This window comes from Pseudomonas sp. Marseille-Q1929 (genome assembly GCF_017316265.1).
Taxonomy (GTDB): domain Bacteria; phylum Pseudomonadota; class Gammaproteobacteria; order Pseudomonadales; family Pseudomonadaceae; genus Aquipseudomonas.
On record NZ_JAFLWU010000002.1, the window covers coordinates 396,273 to 421,962 of the forward strand.

The 25,690-nt window shown below is 63.0% G+C and carries 22 protein-coding genes; 15 read left to right on the top strand and 7 right to left on the bottom strand.

All coding sequences use genetic code 11. From position 1 onward, the window contains the following. The first annotated feature begins 25 nt into the window (after positions 1-25). Positions 26-934, top strand: a complete 909-nt coding sequence (locus J1G37_RS05270; protein WP_207040432.1) for an SdiA-regulated domain-containing protein — start codon at positions 26-28, stop codon at positions 932-934. Here the strand turns inward: J1G37_RS05270 and J1G37_RS05275 are convergent, their stop codons facing one another. Beyond that, on the bottom strand, positions 935-2,881 hold the full coding sequence (locus J1G37_RS05275; protein ID WP_207040433.1) for an autotransporter domain-containing protein: 1,947 nt from the start codon (positions 2,879-2,881) through the stop codon (positions 935-937). 381 nt (positions 2,882-3,262) lie between these two features. Continuing rightward, positions 3,263-3,934 carry a ribose-5-phosphate isomerase RpiA gene (gene rpiA, locus J1G37_RS05280; protein ID WP_017736692.1) on the bottom strand — a complete coding sequence of 224 codons (672 nt, stop codon included), beginning with the start codon at positions 3,932-3,934 and terminating at the stop codon, positions 3,263-3,265. 138 nt (positions 3,935-4,072) lie between these two features. On the opposite strand from rpiA, the gene ilvA reads away from it, so the two are divergent. Further along, positions 4,073-5,587, top strand: coding sequence for a threonine ammonia-lyase, biosynthetic (gene ilvA, locus J1G37_RS05285; RefSeq protein ID WP_207040434.1), 1,515 nt, complete (start codon positions 4,073-4,075; stop codon positions 5,585-5,587). A 41-nt stretch (positions 5,588-5,628) separates the two neighbouring features. Further along, positions 5,629-6,042, top strand: a complete 414-nt coding sequence (locus J1G37_RS05290; RefSeq protein WP_124526807.1) for a DUF2269 family protein — start codon at positions 5,629-5,631, stop codon at positions 6,040-6,042. A gap of 101 nt (positions 6,043-6,143) precedes the next feature. On the opposite strand, the gene J1G37_RS05295 is transcribed toward J1G37_RS05290, so the two are convergent. Beyond that, on the bottom strand, positions 6,144-6,800 hold the full coding sequence (locus J1G37_RS05295; protein ID WP_207040435.1) for an HAD family hydrolase: 657 nt from the start codon (positions 6,798-6,800) through the stop codon (positions 6,144-6,146). A 143-nt stretch (positions 6,801-6,943) separates the two neighbouring features. Here J1G37_RS05295 and J1G37_RS05300 point away from each other — a divergent pair, with 143 nt between their 5' ends. Together J1G37_RS05300 and ptsP are read left to right on the top strand one after the other, a co-directional pair. After that, on the top strand, positions 6,944-7,423 hold the full coding sequence (locus J1G37_RS05300; protein WP_003176750.1) for an RNA pyrophosphohydrolase: 480 nt from the start codon (positions 6,944-6,946) through the stop codon (positions 7,421-7,423). Positions 7,424-7,445: 22 nt separating this feature from the next. Further along, a complete protein-coding gene (gene ptsP, locus J1G37_RS05305) occupies positions 7,446-9,725 on the top strand; it encodes a phosphoenolpyruvate--protein phosphotransferase (RefSeq protein WP_017736688.1) in 2,280 nt (759 codons plus the stop codon). A gap of 112 nt (positions 9,726-9,837) precedes the next feature. Here ptsP and J1G37_RS05310 read toward each other — a convergent pair whose 3' ends face one another. Beyond that, positions 9,838-10,584, bottom strand: a complete 747-nt coding sequence (locus tag J1G37_RS05310; protein ID WP_207040436.1) for an NRDE family protein — start codon at positions 10,582-10,584, stop codon at positions 9,838-9,840. 120 nt (positions 10,585-10,704) lie between these two features. Between J1G37_RS05310 and J1G37_RS05315 the strand changes: the two genes are divergently transcribed. From J1G37_RS05315 to J1G37_RS05325, 3 genes are all read left to right on the top strand, one after another. Next, the gene (locus J1G37_RS05315; RefSeq protein WP_124526803.1) at positions 10,705-11,487 is read left to right on the top strand and encodes a sulfite exporter TauE/SafE family protein; all 783 of its coding nucleotides are present in this window, start codon (positions 10,705-10,707) and stop codon (positions 11,485-11,487) included. A 64-nt stretch (positions 11,488-11,551) separates the two neighbouring features. After that, positions 11,552-12,364, top strand: coding sequence for a prolipoprotein diacylglyceryl transferase (lgt, locus tag J1G37_RS05320; RefSeq protein WP_207040437.1), 813 nt, complete (start codon positions 11,552-11,554; stop codon positions 12,362-12,364). A gap of 53 nt (positions 12,365-12,417) precedes the next feature. Then, entirely contained in the window at positions 12,418-13,251 is an 834-nt protein-coding gene (locus tag J1G37_RS05325) for a thymidylate synthase (protein WP_071485350.1), read from the top strand. Positions 13,252-13,392: 141 nt separating this feature from the next. On the opposite strand, the gene cadR is transcribed toward J1G37_RS05325, so the two are convergent. Then, positions 13,393-13,833: a Cd(II)/Pb(II)-responsive transcriptional regulator gene (gene cadR, locus J1G37_RS05330; protein WP_185709741.1), complete on the bottom strand. Its 441-nt coding sequence runs from the start codon at positions 13,831-13,833 to the stop codon at positions 13,393-13,395. Between the two features lie 85 nt (positions 13,834-13,918). Between cadR and J1G37_RS05335 the strand changes: the two genes are divergently transcribed. From J1G37_RS05335 to J1G37_RS05365, 7 genes are all read left to right on the top strand, one after another. Further along, on the top strand, positions 13,919-16,171 hold the full coding sequence (locus J1G37_RS05335) for a heavy metal translocating P-type ATPase (RefSeq protein ID WP_207040438.1): 2,253 nt from the start codon (positions 13,919-13,921) through the stop codon (positions 16,169-16,171). A gap of 16 nt (positions 16,172-16,187) precedes the next feature. After that, positions 16,188-17,051, top strand: a complete 864-nt coding sequence (locus J1G37_RS05340) for a LysR family transcriptional regulator (protein ID WP_124526798.1) — start codon at positions 16,188-16,190, stop codon at positions 17,049-17,051. Positions 17,052-17,289: 238 nt separating this feature from the next. Beyond that, the gene (locus tag J1G37_RS05345) at positions 17,290-18,354 is read left to right on the top strand and encodes a putative 2-aminoethylphosphonate ABC transporter ATP-binding protein (protein WP_017734749.1); all 1,065 of its coding nucleotides are present in this window, start codon (positions 17,290-17,292) and stop codon (positions 18,352-18,354) included. A 1-nt stretch (position 18,355) separates the two neighbouring features. Then, positions 18,356-20,068 (top strand): putative 2-aminoethylphosphonate ABC transporter permease subunit, encoded by a 1,713-nt coding sequence (locus J1G37_RS05350; protein ID WP_207040439.1) that lies wholly within the window; start codon positions 18,356-18,358, stop codon positions 20,066-20,068. A 19-nt stretch (positions 20,069-20,087) separates the two neighbouring features. Further along, entirely contained in the window at positions 20,088-21,110 is a 1,023-nt protein-coding gene (locus J1G37_RS05355; protein WP_207040440.1) for a putative 2-aminoethylphosphonate ABC transporter substrate-binding protein, read from the top strand. Between the two features lie 127 nt (positions 21,111-21,237). Beyond that, a complete protein-coding gene (locus tag J1G37_RS05360) occupies positions 21,238-22,371 on the top strand; it encodes a TIGR03364 family FAD-dependent oxidoreductase (RefSeq protein WP_207040441.1) in 1,134 nt (377 codons plus the stop codon). Then, positions 22,371-22,925, top strand: coding sequence for a phosphonate degradation HD-domain oxygenase (locus J1G37_RS05365; protein WP_207040442.1), 555 nt, complete (start codon positions 22,371-22,373; stop codon positions 22,923-22,925). The genes J1G37_RS05360 and J1G37_RS05365 overlap by 1 nt, the downstream gene beginning before the upstream one ends. Here the strand turns inward: J1G37_RS05365 and J1G37_RS05370 are convergent. Next, positions 22,922-24,289, bottom strand: a complete 1,368-nt coding sequence (locus J1G37_RS05370; protein ID WP_207040443.1) for a DUF3482 domain-containing protein — start codon at positions 24,287-24,289, stop codon at positions 22,922-22,924. The genes J1G37_RS05365 and J1G37_RS05370 overlap by 4 nt on opposite strands. After that, complete coding sequence (locus tag J1G37_RS05375) at positions 24,282-25,652, bottom strand: DUF2868 domain-containing protein (RefSeq protein ID WP_207040444.1); 1,371 nt, start codon at positions 25,650-25,652, stop codon at positions 24,282-24,284. Before J1G37_RS05375 ends, J1G37_RS05370 begins: the two co-directional genes overlap by 8 nt. Positions 25,653-25,690 lie beyond the last annotated feature (38 nt).

The window sequence follows — 25,690 nt, forward strand, 5'->3', positions numbered from 1 at the left end:
CCACTTTTGACTTTGAGCACGCCCGATGCGCCGACTTGTCCGCCCCAAACCTATTCTTTTCATGCTTGTGCTGATCGCCCTGGTCAGCGCCGGGGTGGTTGCGCAACACTTTCGCCTGTTCGAGCGCGCCTGGTTCAACCTCCAGGCGTGGCGCCAGCCGGTCGGCGAGGCCTCCATTGGCCTGGCCGATTACCGCGTAGTGCTTGAAGCCCAGGTCATCGAAGGCCTCGACAGCGATGTGTCGGCTCTGACCTTCGACCCGGTGCGCAAAAGCCTGTTTACCGTCACCAATAAAAACCCCGAGCTGATCGAGTTGTCACTGGACGGCAAGATCCTGCGGCGCATTGCCCTGGTGGGCTTTGGCGATGCCGAGGCGGTCGAGTTCATCAGCGAAGGCATCTATGTGATCAGCGATGAGCGCGAGCAGCGGCTGATCAAGGTGCACGTGGACGACGATACCCAATTCCTCGATGCTGCGGATGCGGAACAGATGACCTTGGGCTTGCATGTCGGCAGCAACAAGGGCTTTGAAGGCCTGGCCTATGACTCGGTGGGCAAGCGCCTGTTCGTGGCCAAGGAGCGTGACCCGATGCTGATCTACGAGATCCACGGGTTTCCCCACTTCAAACCGGAAAAAACCTACTCGGTGCACGTGGTCAACAACCCCAAGCGTGATGCCGGGTTGTTTGTGCGTGACCTGTCGAGCCTGCAATACGACGAGCGCAGCGGCCATCTGCTGGCGCTGTCGGATGAGTCGTTCCTGGTGCTGGAACTGGATATCGACGGTCGCCCGTTGAGCAGTTTGTCGCTGCTCAACGGGCGCCATGGCCTGAAAAAACGTGTGCCTCAGGCCGAAGGGATCGCCATGGACGATGACGGTACGTTGTACCTGACCAGTGAGCCGAACCTGTTCTACGTGTTCAAGAAGCCCTGATCAGAACATCCATTGCACACCCAGCGAGTAGCCGGTCTGGCTGCCTTCGCTGTGGCCCAGGCGGCCGTTGACCTCGGCAAATACCCCCAGTTGCGGGGTGATCGCCAATTGGCTGCCGACTTGCGCGCGACCAAAGCTCTTGTCGGCTGAACCCAGCTTGGCCGTGCGCACCTGGCCGTCGGCACGGGCGGTCAGTTGCAGGTCGTCCAGGCGGCCGTCGCCCAATTCCTTGACCCAGGCGATGTCGCCGTAAGGCATCAGGTTCAGGCCGTAGGGCAGAGCGACGGCGCCGCGCACACGCCAACCGAGGCTGGCTTCCAGGGAGTCGAAAGACTGTTCCTCATACGTCAGGGCCGTGCGCAGGTCCTGCTTTTCGCGGAACTTATCGATACGCGAGTGGCTGTAGTCCAGGCCCGCAAAAGGCCCGCTCTTGATGGCGCCGAAGTCAAAGTCATAGCCGCCCAGCACGCGTGCGCCCAGGGTCAGGGCGTCGGTGTCACCGGTCAGTTGCTGGTTGAGCAGGATCGGTCCGCCATTTGCCTGGATCAGCAGGTTGCGCTTGGACTCGAAGCGGCTGTGGCCGATGCTCAGGTCGCCGGCCAGCCAGCTCGGCCCACCATCGTTGAGCAGGGCGTAGGCCGCGGCTTGCCAGGTGTCGCTGTCGAGTTTGCCACGGTGCTCAAGTTTGTCGCGGCCATTGAGGTAGCTGAGGCTGGCGCCGATGTTCAGGCTCGGGGTCAGTTGATAGTCGCCCAGCGCATGCAGGCCCACGCGTCGCGCTTCGGGGTTGGGGGCGTTGTCGAAGCCGCTGTCCGGGTTGTATTCGCCGTCCACGCCGATCTCGCCATCAAAGCTGCCAACCTCGCGGCTGGCCGACTGCAAGGTCAGCCAGCGCCGGTCATGCAGGCGCACCATGGCTTGGTGCTGGCGTTGCAGGTTGTCCTGCATATTGCGTGCGACGGCGCCGCCCGAGGCGGTGGAGGCCATCAGGTCGGCGTTGGTCAACTCCAGCACCAGGCGGCTGAGCAGGCGCGAATAGTCGCGCAGGCGCTGGTCGATGCGCGCCTGGCCGAAGGCGTCGGTGAGCACGGCCTTGTTGTCTTCGGCGGGGTCGTGCCAGGTCGAGCCACCGGGGATCTTCGGATTGTCGGTCTGGGTGTAGCCGTCGAGGTCGCCCAGTTCCCAGTTGGTGGCTTCTATATAAAGGATCGGGATGTTCAGCGGCTCGAAGGGCTCGCCATCGCTGCAGCAGCCGGTGCCTTTGGGGTATTGCGGGTCCAGGCCTGGGTTGGTGAACAGCGGGATGTTCAACTCCTTGGCGATCTGGAAGGTGTGCTCGCGCAACGACGCCAAGGCCGGGTTGGCGGTGCTGTTCTGGCCAGCATGGGCGTACATCATGTCGCCGGTAATCAGGCTGTCGAGGTTGATCATTGCCAGCATGTTCGCGCGCTGGCTGGCGCTCAGCGAGTCGACGAAGGCCCGGGATCCGCGCAAGCCTTCCTCTTCGGCGCCAAAGCCGACGATCTGCAAGCCGTTTTCCAGTTGCAGGCCGCCAAGGTTCTTCGCCACTTCCGTCAGCACGCTGGCGCCGGAGCCGTTGTCGTCCAGGCCTTGCAGGGTCGGGCGGCCGAAGAAGGTGTCGAAGTGTGCGCCAATCACCACGTACTGCGGTTTGGTGCCGGCGGCGTAGGCCACCACGTTTTGCGACGCGCGACTGCCGCTGTTCCAGGTGAAGTCTTGGCGACTGATGCTGTAGGCCGTGCCCATCTGGCTCTGCATCCAATCGGCGGCTCCGGCGAAGTTGGCCGTGCCGCGATAACGGCCGGGGTAGTCGTTGATGAGTTTTTCCAGGGTGGTGTTGGCGTGCTCGCCGTAGTCGTAGGCCAGGAGGTGGGTCGGCAACAGGGCGCAGGCCGCGCTGATAGCAAGGGCTAGGGGCTTTATCACAAGGTCTTCCTTGAGGTGATGGGGATTTTCAAGCCGAGACCCTTTGCACAATGTGCGCCTCATTCCGTGGGCGATTGTGAATTGGCGCATTGTTAAACGGGCGAGTCGCCTGGCTGTAATTTGTAACGGATTTGATACCAGCGGCGGTGTTGAGTGTCGTGACTTGGCGCACGATTTTGGCGAGGGGTGCTGCGAAAAGTAGCGTTTTTGTTACACAGAACTTTTGGGCAATGGAAACAAATGTGGGAGCTGGCCTGTGTGGGAGCTGGCTTGCCTGCGATAGCATCACCTCGGTTCTACTGATACACCGAGTTGTTTGCATCGCAGGCAAGCCAGCTCCCACATAAGCCAGCTCCCACACTCCCAGCAAGGCAGTGAGCCTTAGGCCTTGAGGGTTTTCACACCTTCAGCAGTGCCCAGCAGCAACACGTCAGCCGGACGCGCAGCGAACAAACCGTTGGTGACCACGCCAACGATGGCATTGATCTGGGTTTCCAGCTCTACCGGGTTGGTGATCTGCATGTTGAACACGTCGAGGATGATGTTGCCGTTATCGGTCAACACGCCCTCGCGGTACACCGGGTCGCCGCCCAGTTTCACCAGCTCGCGGGCCACGTGGCTGCGGGCCATCGGGATCACTTCCACCGGCAGCGGGAAGGCACCGAGGACGGGCACCAGCTTGCTGGCGTCGGCGATGCAGATAAAGGTCTTGGCCACGGCCGCGACGATCTTCTCGCGGGTCAGGGCCGCGCCGCCGCCTTTGATCAGGTTCAGGTGCGCGTCGCTTTCATCGGCGCCGTCGACGTAGAACTCCAGGTCGCTCACGGTGTTGAGCTCATACACCGGAATGCCATGGCCCTTGAGGCGCGCGGCGGTGGCTTCGGAGCTGGCCACGGCGCCGTCGAATGCGCCCTTGTGCTGGGCCAGTGCATCGATGAAGCAGTTGGCGGTGGAGCCGGTGCCGACACCGACGATGCTTTTGTCGTCGAGTTTGGGAAGGATTAAATCGACGGCGGCCTGGGCCACTGCCTGTTTGAGTTGATCCTGGGTCATGCGGGCTCCGGAACGGGCGGGGAGTTATCGAGGGGCGCGAGTATAACCCAACAAAACCTCGGGATTCGTGTGGTCGCCCGGCCAAAAGCCGGGTTAGACTCCTTGGCCCTGCCAAACCGTGAAAGTAGATGCCCGCCGATGCTTGAACAGTACGTCAAAAAGATCCTCACCTCGCGCGTTTACGACGTTGCCGTAGAAACCCCCTTGCAGACCGCGCGCCAGCTCTCCGAGCGCCTGGGCAATACGGTCTGGCTCAAGCGCGAAGACTTGCAGCCGGTGTTCTCGTTCAAGATTCGCGGCGCCTATAACAAGCTGACCCAGCTCACGGCTGAAGAGCGTGCGCGCGGCGTGGTCACGGCCTCGGCGGGCAACCATGCCCAGGGCCTGGCCCTGGCGGCCAAGGTGCTGGGGGTGAAAGCCACCATCGTGATGCCCAAGACCACCCCGGAGATCAAGGTCGAAGGCGTGCGCTCCCGTGGTGGCAAAGTGGTGCTGCATGGCGATTCCTTCCCGGAAGCCCTGGCCTACTCGCTGAAACTGGTCGACGAAAAAGGCTACGTCTACATTCACCCCTACGATGATCCGCACACCATTGCCGGGCAGGGCACCGTGGCGATGGAGATCCTGCGCCAGCATCCGGGGCCGTTGGACGCGATTTTTGTCCCGGTGGGCGGCGGCGGGCTGATCGCCGGGATTGCGGCGTACGTGAAATACCTGCGCCCGGACATCAAGATCATCGGCGTCGAGCCGGACGACTCCAACTGCCTGCAAGTCGCCCTGGCGGCGGGTGAGCGCGTGGTGCTGCCGACGGTGGGGATCTTTGCCGACGGCGTGGCGGTGGCGCAGATCGGCCAGCACACGTTTGATATCTGCAAAGACTATGTCGACGAAGTGATCACCGTGAGCACCGATGAAATCTGTGCGGCGATCAAGGACATCTACGACGACACCCGTTCCATCACCGAGCCTGCGGGCGCGCTGGGCGTGGCGGGCATCAAGAAATACGTGGAAACCCGTGGCGTGACCGGGCAGACCCTGGTGGCCATCGACTCCGGCGCCAACGTCAACTTCGACCGCCTGCGCCACGTGGCCGAGCGCGCCGAGCTGGGTGAAGGCCGCGAAGCGATCATCGCCGTGACCATTCCCGAGAAGCCGGGCAGCTTCAAGGCGTTCTGCGAGGCCGTGGGCAAGCGCCAGATCACCGAATTCAACTACCGCTTCCACTCCGGCAGCGAGGCGCACATCTTTGTTGGCGTGCAGACCCACCCCGACACCGACCCACGCAGCGCGCTGATTGCCAGCCTGACCGAGCAGGGTTTCCCGGTGTTGGACCTGACCGAGAACGAACTGGCCAAGCTGCACATCCGCCATATGGTCGGCGGCCATGCGGCGCACGTCAGCAATGAAGTGGTGTTTCGCTTCGAATTCCCGGAGCGTCCGGGGGCCTTGTTCAACTTTCTTAACAAATTAGGCGGGCGCTGGAACATCTCGATGTTCCACTATCGCAACCACGGCGCAGCTGACGGCCGTGTGGTCGCTGGCCTACAAGTGCCGGCGAACGAGCGTCACCTGGTACCGGCAGCCCTCGAAGCCATCGGCTACCCGTACTGGGATGAAAGCGATAACCCGGCCTACAAACTGTTCCTCGGTTGAGCGACTACGCTGATTGGGGCGGCCTTTAAGGAATACGAGAGATGGAAACCCTGATCACCCTGAAAGTTATCCACATCGCGGCGACGGTGTTGCTGCTGCTCAGCGGCCTGGGCCTGGCGCTGCTGGCCTGGCGCAAACGCAGCGCCGGCCCGGCGGTCACCGTGCAGCGCCCGTGGGTGTTTGTGTGGTTGTTGATGGGGATTTGCGTGGTCAGCATGCCGTTTACCGGCTGGTGGCTGGTGCATTTGGTTGGCTGGCCGCTGGGGCAGACGTGGATTCTGGGTTCCAGCATTCTCTACACCGTGGCGGCGCTGGCCTGGTTCTGGCTGGTGGCGCGGCTTAACCGCCTGCGTAAAGGCGAGGGCGGTAGCCTGAATTTCACGTTGGTGCTGGCGGTGGTCAGCCTGGTGGGGTTTGTGGCGATTGCCGGGTTGATGGGCGCCAAGCCGGTTTAGGGCTCTGGACCGAGTCGTCTGCATCGCAGGCAAGCCAGCTCCCACATTTGACTGTGTTCACAAATCAAAATGTGGGAGCTGGCTTGCCTGCGATAGCGCACTTAGCTACGCAGCGTAATCACCGGCCACCCCCGCTTCTGCGCCTCAGCCCGCAAATTCGGGTCCGGGTCCACGGCCACTGCATGCGTCACCTGCTCCAACAACGGCAGGTCATTCATCGAATCGCTATAGAAATAACTGTCTTCCAGGCTGAACCCAGTCTCTGCCAACCAACGATTCAAACGCGTCACCTTGCCCTCGCGGAAGCACGGTACATCCGTGCTGCGCCCGGTGTAGCGGCCGTTTTCCATCTCGCACTCGGTGGCGATCAGGGTTTCCACGCCCAGGCGTGCGGCAATCGGCGCGGTGACGAAACGGTTGGTGGCGGTGATGATCACCAGCGTGTCACCGGCAGCGCGGTGCTTGGCCAGCAATTCCACGGCTTTTGGCAGCATCAGCGGCTCGACGCAGTCGCGCATGAAATCGCGGTGCCACTCGTCGAGTTGGGCCATCTCGGTGCGGCCGAGGATTTCCAGGCTGAAGTTCAGGTAGGCGGCGTTGTCCAGCTTGCCGGCCAGGTAATCCTGGTAGAACTCGTCGTTGCGGGCCTTGTAGGCGATCGGGTCGAGAATCCCGCGTTCACAGAGGTAATCGCCCCACGCGTGATCGCTGTCACCGCCGAGAAGGGTGTTGTCCAAGTCGAATAAAGCCAGGCGCATTGCAGTTACTCGCTGAAAAGTCTGTAAAAAGGCGTCCAGAATACGGTCTTTTCACAAGAGTGCACATAAGGTAAGAAGCCTCGTTGCCGCTGCAACAACCTTTGTGGAACAATGCGGCGACATGCGTTTGCGAGGTTGTTGCCGTGATCGACCCCGATGGTTTCCGTCCTAATGTCGGGATTATTCTTACGAATGATGCCGGACAGGTGCTATGGGCTCGCCGAATCAACCAAGATGCCTGGCAGTTTCCTCAAGGTGGAATCAACCCCGACGAAACCCCTGAAGACGCCTTGTACCGTGAGTTGAACGAAGAAGTCGGCCTTGAGCGCGAAGATGTACAGATTCTGGCCTGCACCCGTGGCTGGTTGCGTTATCGTTTACCGCAACGCCTGGTGCGTACCCACAGCCAACCGCTGTGTATCGGCCAGAAGCAGAAATGGTTTCTCCTGCGCCTGATCTCCAACGAGCAGCGGGTGCGGATGGATTTGACCGGTAAACCGGAGTTCGATGGCTGGCGCTGGGTCAGCTATTGGTACCCGTTGGGCCAGGTGGTGACATTCAAGCGCGAGGTTTATCGTCGCGCTCTCAAAGAGCTTGCCCCGCGCCTTTTAGCGCGCGACTGACGACGGAGTTCGACCCCGAGCCATGCTCAATACGCTGCGCAAGATCGTCCAGGAAGTTAACTCCGCCAAGGATCTCAAGGCGGCGTTGGGGATTATTGTGTTGCGCGTCAAGGAAGCCATGGGCAGCCAGGTCTGCTCGGTTTACCTGCTGGACCCCGAGACCAACCGTTTTGTGCTGATGGCCACCGAGGGCTTGAACAAGCGCTCCATCGGCAAGGTCAGCATGGCGCCCAATGAAGGTCTGGTGGGCCTGGTGGGGACGCGTGAAGAACCCCTGAACCTTGAAAACGCGGCCGATCACCCGCGTTACCGCTACTTTGCCGAAACCGGTGAAGAGCGTTACGCCTCGTTCCTCGGTGCGCCGATCATTCACCACCGCCGCGTTGTCGGCGTGTTGGTCATCCAGCAAAAAGAACGCCGCCAGTTCGACGAAGGTGAAGAAGCCTTCCTCGTGACCATGAGCGCGCAGCTCGCCGGCGTTATTGCCCACGCCGAGGCCACCGGTTCGATCCGCGGCCTGGGGCGCGAGGGCAAGGGCATCCAGGAAGCCAAGTTCGTCGGCGTACCCGGTTCCCCGGGCGCGGCGGTCGGTACGGCGGTGGTCATGTTGCCGCCGGCAGACCTGGATGTGGTGCCGGACAAGACCGTCAAAGACATCGACGCCGAAATCAAACTGTTCAAGACCGCCCTGGAAGGCGTGCGCGCCGACATGCGCAACCTGTCGAACAAGCTGGCCACCCAGTTGCGCCCCGAAGAGCGTGCGCTGTTCGACGTGTACCAGATGATGCTCGACGACGCGTCCCTGGGCAACGAAGTCAAGACTGTGATCAAGACTGGCCAGTGGGCCCAGGGCGCGTTGCGCCAGGTGGTTACCGATCACGTCAACCGCTTCGAAATGATGGACGACGACTACCTGCGCGAGCGCGCCTCGGATGTACGCGATCTCGGCCGCCGTCTGCTGGCCTACTTGCAGGAAGACCGCACCACCAACATGGTCTTCCCGGACAACACCATCCTGGTCAGTGAAGAGCTGACGGCCACGCAGCTGGGCGAAGTGCCGGAAGGCAAGCTGGTGGGCCTGGTCTCGGTATTGGGTTCGGGCAACTCCCACGTTGCGATCCTGGCCCGGGCCATGGGTATCCCGACGGTGATGGGCCTGGTGGACCTGCCGTACGCCAAGGTCGACGGCATCGACATGATCGTCGATGGCCATCGCGGCGAAGTCTTTACCAACCCCAGCGACGTACTGCGCAAGCAATACGCCGAAGTGGTGGAAGAAGAGAAACAACTGGCACTGGGCCTGGATTCATTGCGCGAATTGCCGTGCGTGACCACCGACGGCCATCGCGTGCCGCTGCTGGTCAACACCGGCCTGCTGGCCGATGTGGCCCGCGCGCAACAGCGCGGCGCCGAAGGGGTGGGGCTGTACCGCACCGAAGTGCCGTTCATGATCAACCAGCGTTTCCCGAGTGAGAAGGAGCAGCTGGCGATTTATCGCGAGCAACTGCAGGCCTTCCACCCGTTACCGGTGACCATGCGCAGCCTGGATATCGGCGGCGACAAGTCACTGTCGTATTTCCCGATCAAGGAAGACAACCCCTTCCTCGGCTGGCGCGGCATCCGCGTGACCCTCGACCACCCTGAAATTTTCCTCGTCCAAACCCGCGCCATGCTCAAGGCCAGCGAAGGCCTGAACAACCTGCGCATCCTGCTGCCGATGATCTCCGGTACCCATGAGCTGGAAGAGGCGCTGCACCTCATTCACCGCGCCTGGGGCGAAGTGCGCGACGAAGGCGCCGACGTGCCGATGCCGCCGATTGGCGTGATGATTGAAATTCCCGCAGCGGTGTACCAGGCCAAGGAATTGGCGCGCCAGGTGGACTTCCTCTCGGTGGGCTCCAACGACCTGACCCAATACCTGCTGGCCGTGGACCGTAACAACCCACGGGTGGCCGACCTCTACGACTACCTGCACCCGGCGGTGCTGCAAGCCCTGCAGCACGTGGTGCGCGACGCCCATGCCGAAGGCAAGCCGGTGAGCATCTGCGGTGAAATGGCCGGCGACCCGGCGGCGGCGGTGCTGTTGATGGCGATGGGGTTTGACAGCCTGTCGATGAACGCCACCAACTTGCCAAAGGTGAAGTGGATGCTGCGTCAGGTTGACCTGGGCATGGCCAAGGACCTGCTGGCGGAGTTGATGACCATCGACAACCCGCAAGTTATCCACAGCTCGTTGCAATTGGCGCTGAAGAATTTGGGGCTGACGCGGATGATAAACCCGGCTTCGGCGAAGACCCTCTAGACCGCTATCGCAGGCAAGCCAGCTCCCACATTTGAATGGGTTCACAAATCAAAATGTGGGAGCTGGCTTGTCGGGTCGCCGCATCGCTGCGATAGCGCCAGCCCAAACACCGCTAAATCCTCAGTTCTACCTCACCGAGCCGCCCACCATGTGGCCCAAAACTACGCTCCACCATCCGCCGCGTCCCGTCGGCATTCACAATCAACGCTGTACTCGCCCGCGTCCCATAACTGGGGCTGGCAATAAACACACTGGATAACAGACTCTCCGTCGCCAACCCCACCCCGGTATCCGGCAAGTCTGCAAACGGCGCCGTCAGCGGATCACTCAAAATCGCCAGCAACGCCTCCGGCTGCGGATCATCCAGCAGCGCACTCAGCGCCGCCTTGGCCTTGAGCAACTTGGGCCACGGTGTATCCAGCCCTGCGTTGGATAATCCATATACGCCGGCTTGCAACCGCGTCGGCTCGGTGTGATTGGCGTTGTAGTGCCACAACTCATCCCGCGTGCCCACCAGCAGGTTAAACCCGGCATATTCAATCGAACGGCCGTTAACGTCGGCTAAATAGTCGTCAATCGGCAGGGTTCCATTGAGAAAGCGCGCCACCAGCTCCCCACGGGACTTGCGTGCTGGCGGCTGGTGCGGGTCGCGGATGTTGGTCAGGGCGGCAAAGCGCCCATCGGCATTTACCCCCAGCCAGGTACCGCCGGCTTCCTGATCCCGGCCGGCGTAGACCTCGGGCGCATCCGGCCACTGGGCCAGCGGCAGGCTGGGGCGGGCGTAGAACTCGTCACGGTTGGCCGCGACGATCAGCGGCTGGGCATGCCCCGGCCGCCAGGCGAAAACAATCAGGCACATCAGGCGATCCCTTTTGTGTTTTTTGCCACTCTACGCACTCAAGCGCAGGCGTTCCATCGTCACCAGTTGGGTCGCATGCCTTCCATCCGTTAACATGCCGGACTTGTTTGGGGGGCTCCCATGGAATTTTTGCTGTATTTGGCGCTGGGCGCCTGTGCAGGCGTACTCGCCGGGCTGTTTGGCGTGGGCGGCGGCATCATCATCGTGCCGGTGCTGGTGTTCAGCTTTACCTTGCAGGGCTTCGACCCGCAGGTGCTGACGCACCTGGCCGTGGGCACGTCCCTGGCGACCATCATCTTTACCTCGATCAATGCCGTGCGTGAGCACCACCGGCGTGGCGCGGTGCGTTGGCCGATCTTTGTGTGGATGACCGTGGGCATCCTTATCGGTGCCGGTTTCGGCGCGCTGACCGCCGAGGCGATCTCCGGCCCGCACTTGCAGAAGGTCATCGGTGTGTTTGCCCTGGTGATCGCCCTGCAACTGGCCCTGGAGGTCAAGCCCAAGGCCAGCCGCACGGTGCCCGGCAAGCTCGGCTTGACCCTGGCCGGCACGGTGATCGGCTGGGCTTCGGCGATTTTCGGGATTGGCGGCGGTTCGCTGACCGTGCCGTTTTTGACCTGGCGCAGCGTGCCGATGCAACAGGCGGTAGCCACGTCCTCGGCGTGCGGCCTGCCGATCGCCCTGGCAAGTGCATTAAGTTTCATGATTCTGGGCTGGCATGACCCGCTGCTGCCCGCTCATAGTCTAGGGTTCGTGTATTTGCCGGCGCTGCTGGGCATTGCCCTGACCAGCATGGTGTTTGCCCGCTTCGGTGCGCGCTTGGCGCACAAGTTGTCGCCGCGTCTGCTCAAGCGGTTGTTCGCCGCTTTGCTGTTTTGCGTCGGTTTGAATTTTTTGCTGTAACGCAGGCTTAATCGCAGCCCGGCATGGTCCGGGCGCTATAACGAATGATTAACGAGGAGTCGCAATGCTGCCTTACCCGCAGATCGACCCGGTGGCCCTGGCCATCGGTCCGCTGAAAATCCACTGGTACGGGTTGATGTACCTGATCGGCATCGGCGGTGCCTGGTTCCTGGCTTCTCGGCGCCTGAACCGCTTCGACCCGACCTGGACCAAAGAAAAGCTCTCGGACCTGATTTTCTGGTTATCGATGGGGGTGATCGTCGGCGGGCGACTCGGTTATGTGTTGTTCTACGATCTGTCGGCGTACATCGCCAACCCGACGCTGATCTTCGAAGTATGGAAGGGCGGCATGGCGTTCCACGGTGGGTTTATCGGCGTGATGATCGCCGCCTGGTGGTTCGGCCGTCGCAACGGCAAGTCGTTCTTCCAGTTGATGGATTTCATCGCACCCATGGTGCCGATTGGCCTGGGCGCCGGGCGTATTGGTAACTTCATCAACGCCGAGCTGTGGGGCAAGCCAACCGACGTGCCATGGGCGATGGTGTTCCCACCGTTCAGCGACCCGGCGCAACTGCCGCGCCATCCGTCGCAGCTCTACCAGTTCGCGTTGGAAGGCGTCGCACTGTTCCTTATCCTCTACATCTTCTCGCGCAAGCCACGCCCAACCATGGCCGTGTCGGGCATGTTCGCGCTGTTCTACGGGATCTTCCGTTTCATCGTCGAATTCGTGCGCGTGCCAGATGCGCAATTGGGCTACCTGGCGTTCGGTTGGGTGACCATGGGTCAGATCCTCAGCCTGCCAATGATCCTCGGCGGCCTGGGCCTGCTGTGGTGGGCGTACAATCGCCCGCAACCGCTGAAGAACACCGCGCTTTAAATTCGAATGCCGAGACCCCGGGGGTCTCGGCTTCAAACGATACGGGTACTCAAATGAAGCAATATCTCGAACTACTGAACGACGTCGTGACCAATGGCCTGACCAAGGGCGATCGCACCGGCACCGGCACCAAGGCCGTGTTCGCCCGTCAGTATCGGCATAACTTGGCCGACGGCTTCCCGCTGTTGACCACCAAGAAGCTTCACTTCAAAAGCATCGCCAACGAACTGATCTGGATGTTGAGCGGCAACACCAACATCAAGTGGCTGAACGAAAACGGCGTGAAGATCTGGGACGAATGGGCCACCGAAGACGGCGACCTCGGCCCGGTGTACGGCGAGCAGTGGACCGCCTGGCCCACCAAGGACGGCGGCAAGATCAACCAGATCGACTACATGGTCGAGACGTTGAAGACCAACCCCAACAGCCGCCGCATCCTGTTCCACGGCTGGAACGTCGAGTACCTGCCCGACGAAACCAAGAGCCCCCAGGAAAACGCGCGGAACGGCAAGCAAGCGCTGCCGCCGTGCCACCTGCTGTACCAGGCTTTCGTGCACGACGGTCACCTGTCGATGCAGCTGTATATCCGCAGTTCCGACGTGTTCCTCGGCCTGCCGTACAACACTGCGGCGCTGGCGTTGCTCACCCATATGCTGGCCCAGCAGTGCGACCTGATCCCCCACGAGATCATCGTCACCACCGGCGACACCCATGCGTACAGCAACCATATGGAACAGATCCAGACCCAGCTGGCGCGTACGCCGAAGAAGCTGCCGGAGCTGGTGATCAAGCGTAAGCCTGCGTCGATCTATGACTACAAGTTCGAAGATTTCGAGATTGTGGGGTATGACGCGGATCCAAGCATCAAGGCTGACGTCGCCATCTAAAAGGCTGCCTCGGTCGTAAGCCATAAACTGTGGGAGCTGGCTTGCCTGCGATAGCGGTGTATCAGTGACAGATGTGCAAGCTGACACACCGCTATCGCAGGCAAGCCAGCTCCCACAGTTTGATTGGGTTTTCACCCCAGGTTAGTGGCCGTGGCTTCTGCCCACATGGGAAGGCTCGGCCTCACTGGCTGCCACACTGCCGCTGACCTCCAGCCGCTGCAAAATCCCGCACTGCTCCCCACCGCCGCAGCGCTGGCGCAAGTCCAGCAACTGCTCCTGTAACGCCAGCAACCCATCGATCCGCGCTTTCACATGGTGGATATGCTCGTCGATCAGCGCATTCACGCTTTCACACTGGTCCTGCGGGCTATCGCGCAGCCCCAGCAAGCTGCGGATTTCTTCCAGCGTCATGTCCAGACTGCGGCAGTTGCGGATAAAGACCAGCCGCTCGGTGTGCGCCTGGGTGTACACGCGGTAGTTGGCGTCAGTACGCGCCGGAGGTGGCAGCAGGCCTTCCTTCTCGTAGTAACGGATGGTTTCCACCGGGCAGTCGGTCAGTTTCGCCAGTTCGCCGATCTTCATCGCAGCAATCTCCAAATGGGTGCTTGACCCTATAGTGGCTACAGGGTCTTTACTTGGCAACAGGCACCTCTACGGACGCGACAGAATGAGCGATTCCATCCACACCCCGCACAAACACGACCACGACCATGATCACGGCGAGAAAAAACTCACGCCTGTGCATAACCACGCCCACGCGGGCGCCTGCTGTTCCGGCAGCCCGGCCCCGGCAAAGGTCACGATCAACGAAGCGCCCACTGCCGGCTCGCGCCTGAGCACGTTCCGCATCGAAGCCATGGACTGCCCCACCGAGCAGACGCTGATCCAGAACAAACTGGGCAAGCTCGCCGGTGTGCAGCAGCTGGAATTCAACCTGATCAACCGCATCCTCGGCGTCACCCATGACCTGCCGAGCACTGCACCGATCATCGACGCAATCAAGGCCATCGGCATGCAGGCCGATCCCATCGAAGAAGGCACCCCGGCTGCCGCGCCACCGGCCAAGAAGCACTGGTGGCCGCTGGCATTGTCCGGCGTCGGCGCGTTGGGTGCCGAAGTGCTGCACTTCACCAACGCCGCCCCGACCTGGGTGATTGCGCTGGTGGCGCTGGTGTCGATCCTCAGCGGCGGCCTCACCACCTATAAAAAGGGCTGGATTGCCCTGAAAAACCTCAACCTGAATATCAACGCGCTGATGAGCATCGCCGTCACCGGCGCGGTGTTGATTGGCCAGTGGCCGGAAGCGGCCATGGTGATGTTCCTGTTTACCGTTGCCGAGTTGATCGAAGCCAAGTCCCTGGACCGTGCGCGCAATGCCATCAGCGGCTTGATGCAGATGACCCCGGAACAGGCCACGGTGCAGCAGGCGGACGGTTCGTGGGTTGAACAAGAGGTCAAAAGCATTGAATTGGGCGCCATCGTGCGGGTAAAACCCGGCGAGCGCATCGGCTTGGACGGTGAAGTCACCGCCGGCCAATCCACCATCGACCAGGCGCCGATCACCGGTGAAAGCCTGCCGATTGAAAAGACCGTGGGCGATAAAGTCTTCGCCGGCACGATCAACCAGGCGGGTTCCCTCGAATACAAAGTCACCGCTGCGGCCAACAATTCCACCCTGGCGCGCATCATCCACGCTGTGGAGCAGGCCCAAGGCGCCCGCGCGCCGACCCAGCGTTTTGTCGACAGCTTCTCGAAGATCTACACCCCGGCGGTGTTCCTGTTTGCCCTCGGTGTGGCGCTGATTCCGCCACTGTTCATGGCCGGCGCGTGGTTCGACTGGATCTACCGCGCCCTCGTGCTGTTGGTGGTCGCCTGCCCGTGTGCGCTGGTGATCTCCACCCCGGTGACCATCGTCAGCGGCCTCGCGGCAGCGGCGCGCAAAGGCATCCTGATCAAGGGCGGCGTGTACCTGGAGGGCGGCTACAAGCTCGACTACCTGGCCCTCGACAAGACCGGCACCATCACCCACGGCAAGCCGGTGCAAACCGATTACCTGCCGTTGTTCCCCAACGTCGAAGACAGCGCACCGGCCCTGGCCGCCAGTTTGGCCGGGCGCTCCGACCACCCGGTGTCCCTGGCCATCGCCAACGCGGCTGTGGATAAAAACCTGCCAAGCCACTCTGTGGATAACTTCGCGGCCCTGGCCGGTCGTGGTGTGCGCGGCGATATCAACGGCGAAACCTACCACCTGGGCAACCACCGCCTGGTGGAAGACCTCGGCCTGTGCTCGCCGGCGCTGGAAGAAAAACTCTTCGCCCTGGAAAAACAAGGCAAGTCCGTGGTGCTGCTGCTCGACAAATCCGGCCCGCTGGCGCTGTTCGCCGTGGCCGACACGGTCAAGGACAGCAGCCGCGAAGCCATCCAGCAGCTGCATGAGCTGGGGATCAAGACCCTGATGCTCACCGGCGACAACACCCACACCGCCCAGGCGATTGGTGCCCAGGTCGGCATCGACCAGGCCCGTGGCGACCTGCTGCCCACCGACAAACTGCAAGCCATCGAAAGCCTCTACGGCCAAGGCCATCGCGTCGGCATGGTCGGCGACGGTATCAACGACGCCCCGGCCCTGGCCCGCGCCGAGATCGGTTTTGCCATGGCCGCCGCGGGTACCGACACGGCTATCGAGACCGCCGACGTGGCGCTGATGGACGATGATTTGCGCAAGATCCCGGCATTCATTCGGCTCTCCAGGCAAACGTCGAGTATCCTCAAGCAGAACATCGCCCTGGCGCTGGTGATCAAGGCGATCTTCCTCGCCGTCACCTTCCTGGGCATGGCCACCATGTGGATGGCGGTGTTCGCCGACATGGGCGTGAGCCTGCTGGTGGTGTTCAATGGCCTGCGCCTGCTGCGCAAATAGATGATGAGAGGGTGGTGTGCTGAGTGCTGAGCTAAAGGCGTTTTTCATGGTCGCGCGACTGGGCAGCATTACCCAGGCGGCGAAAAAACTCGGCCTCAGCCAGCCCACCGTCACCACGCAGATCCGCAACCTGGAAAGCCAGTACGGCGTCGAGCTGTTCTACCGCGGCGGGCGCCGCCTCACCGTCAGCGACGAAGGCGCGCGGCTGCTGCCGATGGTCAAGGCGCTGTTGCAGCAGGAAGCGGACATCGAGTTTTTCCTGCGCAACAACGGCCAGGTCCAGGGCGCCTTGCGCATCGCCGCGACGGCGCCGTATTACATCCTCGACCTGGTCAAAGCCTTTCGCGAACGCCTGCCGCAAGTGGAAGTGTCGGTGGAAATCGGCAACTCCCAGCAGGTGCTGGAAGCGCTGGACGACTACCGCGTGGATGTCGCCGCGTCCTCGCAACTGCTGGAAGACCCGCGCCTGGTCCGCCGCGTGCTCGGCACCGACCCGCTGGTGCTGGCCGTACATCGCGACCATCCCCTGGCCAAGCTCGACCATGTGCCCCTCAGCGCGCTGGCCGGGCACACCTTGTTGATGCGCGAAGCGGGTTCGACCACACGGCGGTTGACGGAAGCGATGTTGCACGGCGCCAACGTGAGCTACGGGCCGCTGCTGGAAATCGGCAGCCGCGAGTCGATCCGCGAGGCGGTGTTGCGCAATATCGGCATCAGCATCATTGCGCGCCAGGAAGTGCCCCATGACCCGCAGTTGCGCGTGCTGACCATCGAGAATGCGCCGCAGATCCCGGAGTATTTGTACTGCCTCAAGGAACGCAAAGGCGCGCGATTGCCGGCGGCGTTTCTGGGGTTGGCGCAGGAAATGTCGCCCCTCTGAAACTGGTTGGTGGCCTTCAGGCCGCTATCGCAGGCAAGCCAGCTCCCACAGGGTGATGTGTGAACCCGGTCAAATGTGGGAGCGGGCTTGCCCGCGATGAGGCCCGCCCAGACAACCCATCTCCCCAACCCCTACCCAAATCCACCAATACCACTATCACCACCTTTTGCCTTCCTGCCACACCAGCGACGCATTCCCTACCTAGCATGGCCTTCATCCGTTTGATGAGGTGCCTTGCATGAACACTGCCCTGACCCAACCCGGCGCACCGATGAAGGTGCGCAATGTGCAGAAACGCTTCGGCGCCTTCACGGCGCTGGACAACGTGTCCCTGGACGTCGCCGCCGGTGAGCTGGTGTGCCTGCTGGGCCCATCCGGCTGTGGCAAGACCACTTTGCTGCGCTGCATCGCCGGCCTGGAGCGTCAGGACAGCGGTGAACTTTACCTGGGCAACCGCGACGTTTCCCTGCTGCCGCCCCAGGCGCGGGACTACGGCATCTTGTTCCAGTCCTACGCGCTGTTTCCCAACCTGACCGTCGAAGCGAACATCGGCTACGGCCTCACCGGCAGTGGCCGCGACGAAGTGCGCCAGCGCGTCGGGCAGATGCTGGAACTGGTGGGCCTGCTGGGCAGCGAAAAGAAATACCCCGGCCAACTCTCCGGTGGCCAGCAACAACGTGTGGCGTTGGCCCGCGCCTTGGCGCCGGCCCCTTCGTTGTTGCTGCTGGATGAGCCAATGTCGGCCCTCGACGCCCGGGTGCGTGAGCATCTGTGCACCGAGCTGCGCCAACTGCAGCGGCGCCTGGGTATCACCACGCTGATGGTCACCCACAACCAGGACGAGGCCATGTTGATGGCCGACCGCATCGCTGTGATGAACAACGGCAAGGTCGAGCAATACGCCACGCCCCAGGAAATCTACGACCGCCCGGCCACGCCGTTTGTGGCGGAGTTTGTCGGCCAGGGCAATTGGCTGCCCTTCAGCCGCAACAGCGCCAGCCATGCTCAGGTCGGCGGGATGAATATGCGCCTGGCCGATGATGCCGGCGTGGCCAAGTCCGGGCGTTTGTTCTGCCGCCCGGAAGCCATCAGCGTCAACCCGCCGGTGCATGAAGAAAACCTGTTTCCGGCCAAGGTCCGCGAGATCACCTTTCTCGGCAATCGCTGCCGCATGAGCTTTGAATTGGAGCAACTGCCGGGTCATGCGCTGCTGGCCGAACTCGCGCCCGAAGCCATGCCACGCCTGGGCGCCCAGGACATCTGGGTGGCCCTGCCGCCGCGCAGCCTGCAGGTGTTTGCCTGAGATGGGCGCTGTCATGACCTTGCCGGCCGCGCGCCAGGCTTCCCGTGCCGAACTGGGCGACCGACTGTTTGTGGTCGGCGGCAAACTGCTCTGGCTGTGCTTGCTGGGCGTCGCCGTCTTGCTGCCATTGCTGGCGATCTTCTGGCGCGGTTTCAGCAGCGAGGCCGGGCAGGGCGGCGGTCTGGTCGCTGCTCAAGAATTAATCGCCAGCGCCAACTTCCACTGGCTGCTCGGCAATAGTCTGAAAGTTTCCCTCAGCGTCGCGGCAATTGTCGTACCGTTGGCCTACCTGTTTGCCTACGCGCTGCAACGCACGCTGATTCCCGGCAAGGCGATCTGGCGCGGCCTGTCGCTGCTGCCGTTGATGGCGCCGTCGATGCTGCCGGGGATTGCGCTGGTCTATTTGTTCGGCAACCAGGGCATGTTGCGCGGCTTGCTCTCGGACAATATCTACGGCTTCTGGGGGATTGTTCTGGGTGAGGTGATCTACACCTTCCCACACGCCCTGATGATCCTGCTGTCGGCGTTGTCCCTGGCGGATGCGCGCCTGTTCGACGCCGCCTCCAGCATGGGCGCCAGCCCGGCCCGGGCGTTTCGTAGCATTACCTGGCCGGCCACGCGCCAGGCCGTGTTCGCCGCGTTCTGCCTGGTGTTTACCCTGACCATCACCGACTTCGGCGTGCCCGTGGTGGTGGGCGGTGATTATCAAGTGCTGGCACTGGAAGCCTACAAGGCTGTGGTCGGCCAGCAACAGTTCGGTCGCGGCGCGTTGATCGGCATGGTGTTGCTGCTGCCGGCACTGTTCAGCTTTGGTGTGGATGCGTGGTTGCGCCGTCGCCACGGCGATGCCATGAGCGGCCGCGCGCAAGTGTTCCAGCCGGTGCCTTCACGCGTAAGAGACGCCTGCTACCTGGCCATCGTCCTGCTGATCTGCGCGGTCTTGCTGCTGGTGTTCGGCATGGCGGTGTACTCCTCGCTGGTAAAATTCTGGCCGTACAACCTGTCGCTGTCGCTGAACCACTACCAGTTTGAAGACACCGCCGGCGGCGGCTGGCTGGCCTATCGCAACAGCCTGACCATGGCCTTGTGCACCGCGTTGATCGGCAGCGTGCTGATCTTTACCGGCGCCTACCTGATGGAAAAGACCAAGGGCCAGAAGGGCCTCAACCTCGCGCTGCGCATGCTCAGCTTCGTGCCGATGGCCGTGCCGGGGTTGGTGCTGGGCCTGGGCTACGTGTTCTTTTTCAACCTCAACGGCAACCCGCTGCATGTGTTCTACGGGACCATGACCCTGCTGGTGGTGTGCACCATTGCGCACTACCTGACCACCGCACAGATGACCGCCACCACCGCGTTGCGCCAACTGGACGCCGAGTTCGAAGCCGCCGCGCTGTCCCTCAAGGCGCCGCTGTACCGCCACTATCTGAAAGTCACGGTGCCGATCTGCCTGCCGGCCTTGCTGGACATCGTGCGCTACCTGTTTGTGTCGGCGATGACCACGGTGTCCGCCGCAATCTTCCTCTACAGCCCCGACACCATCCTCGCCGCCGTCGCCGTGCTGAACATGGACGACGCCGGCAACGTGGGCGGTGCGGCGGCCATGTCGACCCTGATCCTGTTCACCTCGGCCGGCGTCTCGCTGCTGCTGGCGTGGGCTTCCCGTGGCGCCCTGCGTCGCTCCCAAGCCTGGCGCCAGACCGCGCCCGGCCAATAATCCCGATAGGAGGTGTTCCATGTTCAAGCCCCTGGCGCTGGTCGCTGCCGTACTGTCTGCATTCAGCCTGAATGCCTTCGCCAAGACCGACCTCACCGTGTACACGGCCCTCGAAGCCGAGCAGTTGAAGACCTACAAGCAAGCGTTCGAAAAGGCCAACCCGGACATCGAGATCAAGTGGGTGCGCGACTCCACCGGCATCATCACCGCCAAGCTGCTGGCCGAGAAAGACCGCCCGCAAGCCGATGCGGTCTGGGGCCTGGCGGCGTCCAGCCTGGCGATCCTCGACCAGCAAGGCATGCTGGACAACTACGCACCCAAGGACCTGGACAAGATCGGCAAAAACTACCGCGACCCGGCCAACCCACCGGCCTGGGTCGGCATGGACGTCTGGGCCGCGACCATCTGCTTCAACACCGTCGAAGCCGAGAAGCAAGGCCTGAGCAAACCCGTGAGCTGGCAGGACCTGACCAAGCCCGAGTACAAAGGCAAGATCGTCATGCCCAACCCGGCCTCGTCCGGTACCGGCTTCCTGGATGTGAGTGCGTGGTTGCAGACCTACGGCGAGAAGCAAGGCTGGCAGTACATGGACGACCTGCACCAGAACATCGGCCAATACGTTCACTCCGGCTCCAAGCCGTGCAAGCTGGCGGCGTCGGGTGAATTCCCGATCGGCATTTCCTTTGAATACCCGGCCGTGCAGCTAAAACGCCAGGGTGCGCCTCTGGACATCATCCTGCCCAAGGAGGGCCTGGGTTGGGACATCGAAGCCACGGCGATCATGAAGGGCACGACCCATGCGGACGCGGCCAAGAAGCTCGCCGACTTCTCTGCCAGCGCCGCTGCGATGGATTTGTACAAGGACAACTTTGCCGTCCTCGCCCAGCCGGGGATTGCCAAGCCGCAGACCGAATTGCCGGCGGACTACGAGCAGCGCTTGATCAAGAACGACTTTGCCTGGGCGTCGAAGAATCGCGACAGCATCCTGACTGAGTGGCGTAAGCGCTATGACGGGAAGTCGGAGAAGGTTGCTGGTCAGTAAGGTTTTCGTTAGGGCAGATGGCCCTATCGCAGGCAAGCCAGCTCCCACACTGGATCGGGTTCACACGGTCAACATGTGGGAGCTGGCTTGCCTGCGATAGCGGTCTCAAGTACAGGAACATCACTTCATGACACACCAAACCGACCTGCTGGTCATCGGCGCCGGCATCCTCGGCCTGTCCCATGCCTATGCCGCCGCCAAGCGCGGCCTCAAGGTCAAGGTCTTCGAACGCAGCGCCACACCACTGGGCGCCTCGGTGCGCAACTTCGGCCAGGCCCTGGTCACCGGCCAACCACCGGGCCCGATGCTTGACCTGGCCCGGCAAAGCCGCGAGATCTGGGGGCACTGGGCCCAGGTCGCCGGCCTGCAACTCAAGCGCAACGGTTCCTACCTGTTCGCCCGCACCGAGGCCGAAGAGCATCTGCTGGAAGCCTTCTGCGCCGGTCGCGCCAAGGAGCACGGCTACCACGTCGAGCTGCTGCAAGGCGCCGCGCTGAATGACCTGTACGCCGGCCAGTTCCGCCATCACCGCGCTGCGCTGCATGGCCGGGACGACCAGCAGCTGTATTCGCGTGAAGCGATCCCGGCGTTGATCCACTACCTGCGCAACGAGCTAAAGGTGGAGTTCCACTTTTCCACCCTGGTGCGCGACGTCGAACCCGGCCGGGTGCACACCACGGCGGGCAGCTTTCATGGCGAGCAGATCATCGTCTGCTCCGGGCATGACTACCAAACCCTGCTGGCCGACGCGATGGCAGAGCTCAACCCGAGCATCTGCCGCCTGCAAATGCTGCGCGCGCGGCCAGCGGCGAACTTGAACCTGCAACATGCGTTGCTCACCGGTTTGAGTTGCGTGCACTACGGCGCCTTCGCCGACCTGCCCGAAGCGGCTGCGGTGCAGGCGCAAATCCTGCGTGAAGCACCGCACTTGCATGAACACGGTATCCACCTGTTGATCAGTCCCACGCCCCATGGCGAACTGATCATCGGCGACTCCCACGACTACGGCAGCGATGCCTCGCCGTTCAATGCCGAGCAGGTGGATGATTGGATGATTGAGCTGGCGGAGCAGACCTTGGGGTGCAAGATTCAAGTGGTCGAACGCTGGCAGGGCGTGTACGGCTCACGTGGGCCGGGGCCGTTTTCGTTCCTGCGCGCGGCGCCGGGGGTGAATGCTGCGTTGATGCATACGGGTGTGGGCATGAGCGTCGGGCCGGCGCTGGCCGAGCGCAATATCAGTCTGTTGTGGGGGGCGGCGTGATGAGCCCGGAACAGGCGATTGGCGAGGTGTTCGGCTTGTATGAACAGCACGGCGCGGCAGATTACATCGGCGAGCCGGTATCGCAGATCGAGCACATGTCCCAGGCCGCGCAGTGGGCGATGGCCGAAGGCTTCGATGATGAAGTGGTGCTGGCGGCGTTCTTCCACGATATCGGCCATCTGTGCGGCCAAGGCGGCGCGAACATGGGCGGTTATGGCGTGGTCAGCCATGAGCGGCTGGGGGCGGATTACCTGCGCCGCGCAGGGTTCAGCGAGCGCCTGGCCAAGCTGGTGGAATACCACGTGCAGGCCAAGCGTTATCTGACGTTCAGCCAGCCGGATTACTACGCGCGCCTGAGCGAAGCCAGCCGCCGCACGTTGGGCTATCAAGGCGGTGTGATGAGCGCCGAAGAAGCCCATGCGTTCGAACAAGACCCGCTCTGCGCCGTCAGCCTGCGCATGCGTTATTGGGATGAGCAGGCCAAGGCAATGCACGTGCCGGTGCTCGACCTTGAACTGCTCAAGGCCAAGGCGCGGCAGGTGTTGGCGGCTTAGGTTTCGTCGAGGCGCTGGGCCAAGGCTTCGACCTGTTCCTGGCGCTCGGCCTGGCTGAGCTTGGCGTGGGGGTTGAGGGATGACCATTGCGGGTGGGCACGCGCCTTGTGCAGTGCGTCCGGCAGCTTGCCTTCGCGCCAGCTTTTGTCCTGGGGCGTGTCGACCTTGATGCTGTGCATCGCCGCATGCCCGCGCTGGTTCAATGCCTTGAGCAACTGGCGCTGGCGCAGGGCGAGCAGGCGCAGCACGCTGTCGTCGACGGTCAGCTCGCGTTGCCCTTTGATTTTGCCCAGCAACCGGCTGCCATAGCTGCGCGCGGTTTGCAGCGCGCCACCGGCAATCGCACCGGCCAGGGCGGCGGCGCCCAGCGTTAATCCACCGACCAACAAATCCACGCCCGCACCGGCCGCCGCCCCTGCGGCGATCCCACCACCGACGCGCACGCCCAGTTGTTTGAGGGTTTCCGGGTTGAACAGGTCATCGCCCCAGCGCCCGTCGAGCAGGGGCAAGTCGCTGGCGGCGGCGTCCTGCGGTCGGAAGCCGAAGAGTTTGAGCAGGGCTTCCACGCATTTCTGTTCACGTTGGCGCACGGCTTTGCGCAGGTCGCCGATGGCTTGTTGCTCATCTTCGGTGACCACACTGCGACGACAGGCGGCGCAGTCGATCAGCAATTCTGCGATCAGTCGCGCAGCACTTTGCTGGCGGGCCTGGCGCTGGGCCTCCTGATCAAGAATCAAGCGTTCCAACTGTGGCCGCGCGCTTTCCAGCAGCAGGGCGAGGCTTTCATACAGGCGCCGCTCGCCGTCTTCCGGTGGCGCGACGCTGTCGAAACGCACCAGCGCATGCAGGCCCAGGCGGGCCAGGGCTTCACGCCAGTCCGGCTCGCGGTGGTCGCTGCTGCTGACAAAGTTGAGCACCGGCAGCAACGGCTTGCCGCAACTGGCCAGCACTTGCAGCTCGTCGCGGTACTTGGCCAGCACCGGCTCGCGGGCGTCGATCACATACAGGCCGGCGTCCGAGGCCAGCAGTTGGCGCAGCACCTTGGCTTCCTGTTCGAACCGCTGGCGCGCTTCGCTGCCTTCCAGAAAGCGGGCCAGGCGCGCCGGGCCGTCGAGGCGTTCGCCCGGGCGATCCAGGCGTTCCAGGTAGTCGAGCAGGGCGATGGCATCTTCCAGGCCCGGCGTGTCGTACAGCTCCAGCAGCGCTTCGCCATCCACCGACAGGCGCGCACCTTCGACATGCCGCGTGGTGCTGGGGCGATGGGACACTTCGCCAAAGCCCACGTCGCGGGTCAGCGTGCGCAGCAGCGAGGTCTTGCCGACATTGGTGTGGCCGACCACGGCGAGTTTCAGCGGTTTAGTCATGCCCGGTCTCCAGCCAGTTCAGCGGCGCGCAGTCGGCGAAGGGCAGTTCCAGCTGTTGCAGCGCGGTGTGCCAGTCGCCCAGGCGCTCGGCATCCAGCGCCTGGCCGTGGGGTGCTTGCAGCAGCCACACGCGGGTTGCGCTGGCGCTGCGCGCAAGTTCGGCGATCAACGCGAGGCTGCCGCGATCCGGTGAGCGCCGTGGGTCGCAGGCGATGGCCAGGCGTGCGGGCGGGAAGCGCGTGAGTTGTTCCAGCAGTTTGTGCCGCGATTCGCGGCTGTCGAGGATGCCGGCGTCTTTGACGTTGGCCGGCAGCTTGGGCGGCCATGGGTGTTGATCGTCCAGTTCGATGGCCACGAGCAAGGCGCCGTCGCTTTGCAGTTCGCTGACGCCACTGCTGACGTGGTGCAGTTGGTCCGGGGCGGCGTCGCTCACGCCAAGGCGTTCGCTGCTGGGCATCAGGCGCTCACGCAGTTGGCTGTAGCCGGGCAGGTTGAGGTCCAGGCGCAGGGCGGCGCGCCCGCGTTTCCAGCGCCACAGGCACAGCAGGGCGAGGATCAGGCGCGGCAGCAGGCCGTACACCAGCAACACGCCGACCAGCCACGCGGCCCAGGCTTGGCGGGCGCTTTCGATGTTCAGCGCGGAATCGCCGCTGGCGCGGATCATCTCGACAGTGGGCACGTTGAAGCCGAGCAGGGCGGGCAGGCTGCCCAGGGCTTGGGTGGCGGCGACGAAGGTGTCGGCGCTGAGAATGGTGGTTTCCCACACGAAACCGTAGCGGCGGGTTGCGAGCAGCGTCAGCAGAATCACCAGCGCACTGAGCAATGCCAGCAGCCACAGGCCGTTGACCAGCACACCCACGGCCCAGCGATTGAGTTTCTGGCGTTGCAGCAGCAACAGCAGCGCCGGCGCCAGTTGCGCAGCCTTGGCGTCACGGGCGAGTTTTTCGCTGAGCCACAACCACAAGCGCCCGAGGCTGGCGCCGTGTTCGCCGGCAAACAGCAGGCCCAAGGCCCAGCTGATCAGCAGGATCAGGTTCAAGCCGAGCAGGCTGCCCAATGCCCAGAACACATTCACCGGCGCCAGGCCGTTGCCTAGCGCGGCGAAGGCGAGGCCCGCGCCGCTGAGTACGGCGACGACCGCCAGCAATACCAACGCCAAGCGTGCGCCTTGCAGCCAGCGGGTCAGGGCGACGGTCAGGCCATCGCGCTCGGCCAGGTGCAGGGCACGCTGCTGGATGCGCGTCGGCAGGTCGCCACCGGCCGCGCGGGCCAGGCGGTTGGCTTCCTGGTCTTCCAGGGGGCCGGCGTGTTCTTCACGCAGGCGTACTGTTTCCGTCAGCCAGAGTGTGTGCAGGGGAGTCACGCGCCGTCCTGTTGTGTTGGTGAGCCTGGAGCATAACC

Bases quoted from the DNA above. Each gene is read 5' to 3' on its own strand.
- J1G37_RS05270 (WP_207040432.1), top strand. From the start codon at position 26: ATGCGCCGACTTGTCCGCCCCAAACCTATTCTTTTCATGCTTGTGCTG.
- rpiA (WP_017736692.1), bottom strand. From the start codon at position 3,934: ATGACCCAGGATCAACTCAAACAGGCAGTGGCCCAGGCCGCCGTCGAT.
- ilvA (WP_207040434.1), top strand. From the start codon at position 4,073: ATGCTTGAACAGTACGTCAAAAAGATCCTCACCTCGCGCGTTTACGAC.
- J1G37_RS05290 (WP_124526807.1), top strand. From the start codon at position 5,629: ATGGAAACCCTGATCACCCTGAAAGTTATCCACATCGCGGCGACGGTG.
- J1G37_RS05295 (WP_207040435.1), bottom strand. From the start codon at position 6,800: ATGCGCCTGGCTTTATTCGACTTGGACAACACCCTTCTCGGCGGTGAC.
- ptsP (WP_017736688.1), top strand. From the start codon at position 7,446: ATGCTCAATACGCTGCGCAAGATCGTCCAGGAAGTTAACTCCGCCAAG.
- J1G37_RS05310 (WP_207040436.1), bottom strand. From the start codon at position 10,584: ATGTGCCTGATTGTTTTCGCCTGGCGGCCGGGGCATGCCCAGCCGCTG.
- J1G37_RS05315 (WP_124526803.1), top strand. From the start codon at position 10,705: ATGGAATTTTTGCTGTATTTGGCGCTGGGCGCCTGTGCAGGCGTACTC.
- lgt (WP_207040437.1), top strand. From the start codon at position 11,552: ATGCTGCCTTACCCGCAGATCGACCCGGTGGCCCTGGCCATCGGTCCG.
- J1G37_RS05325 (WP_071485350.1), top strand. From the start codon at position 12,418: ATGAAGCAATATCTCGAACTACTGAACGACGTCGTGACCAATGGCCTG.
- cadR (WP_185709741.1), bottom strand. From the start codon at position 13,833: ATGAAGATCGGCGAACTGGCGAAACTGACCGACTGCCCGGTGGAAACC.
- J1G37_RS05335 (WP_207040438.1), top strand. From the start codon at position 13,919: ATGAGCGATTCCATCCACACCCCGCACAAACACGACCACGACCATGAT.
- J1G37_RS05345 (WP_017734749.1), top strand. From the start codon at position 17,290: ATGAACACTGCCCTGACCCAACCCGGCGCACCGATGAAGGTGCGCAAT.
- J1G37_RS05350 (WP_207040439.1), top strand. From the start codon at position 18,356: ATGGGCGCTGTCATGACCTTGCCGGCCGCGCGCCAGGCTTCCCGTGCC.
- J1G37_RS05355 (WP_207040440.1), top strand. From the start codon at position 20,088: ATGTTCAAGCCCCTGGCGCTGGTCGCTGCCGTACTGTCTGCATTCAGC.
- J1G37_RS05360 (WP_207040441.1), top strand. From the start codon at position 21,238: ATGACACACCAAACCGACCTGCTGGTCATCGGCGCCGGCATCCTCGGC.
- J1G37_RS05365 (WP_207040442.1), top strand. From the start codon at position 22,371: ATGAGCCCGGAACAGGCGATTGGCGAGGTGTTCGGCTTGTATGAACAG.
- J1G37_RS05370 (WP_207040443.1), bottom strand. From the start codon at position 24,289: ATGACTAAACCGCTGAAACTCGCCGTGGTCGGCCACACCAATGTCGGC.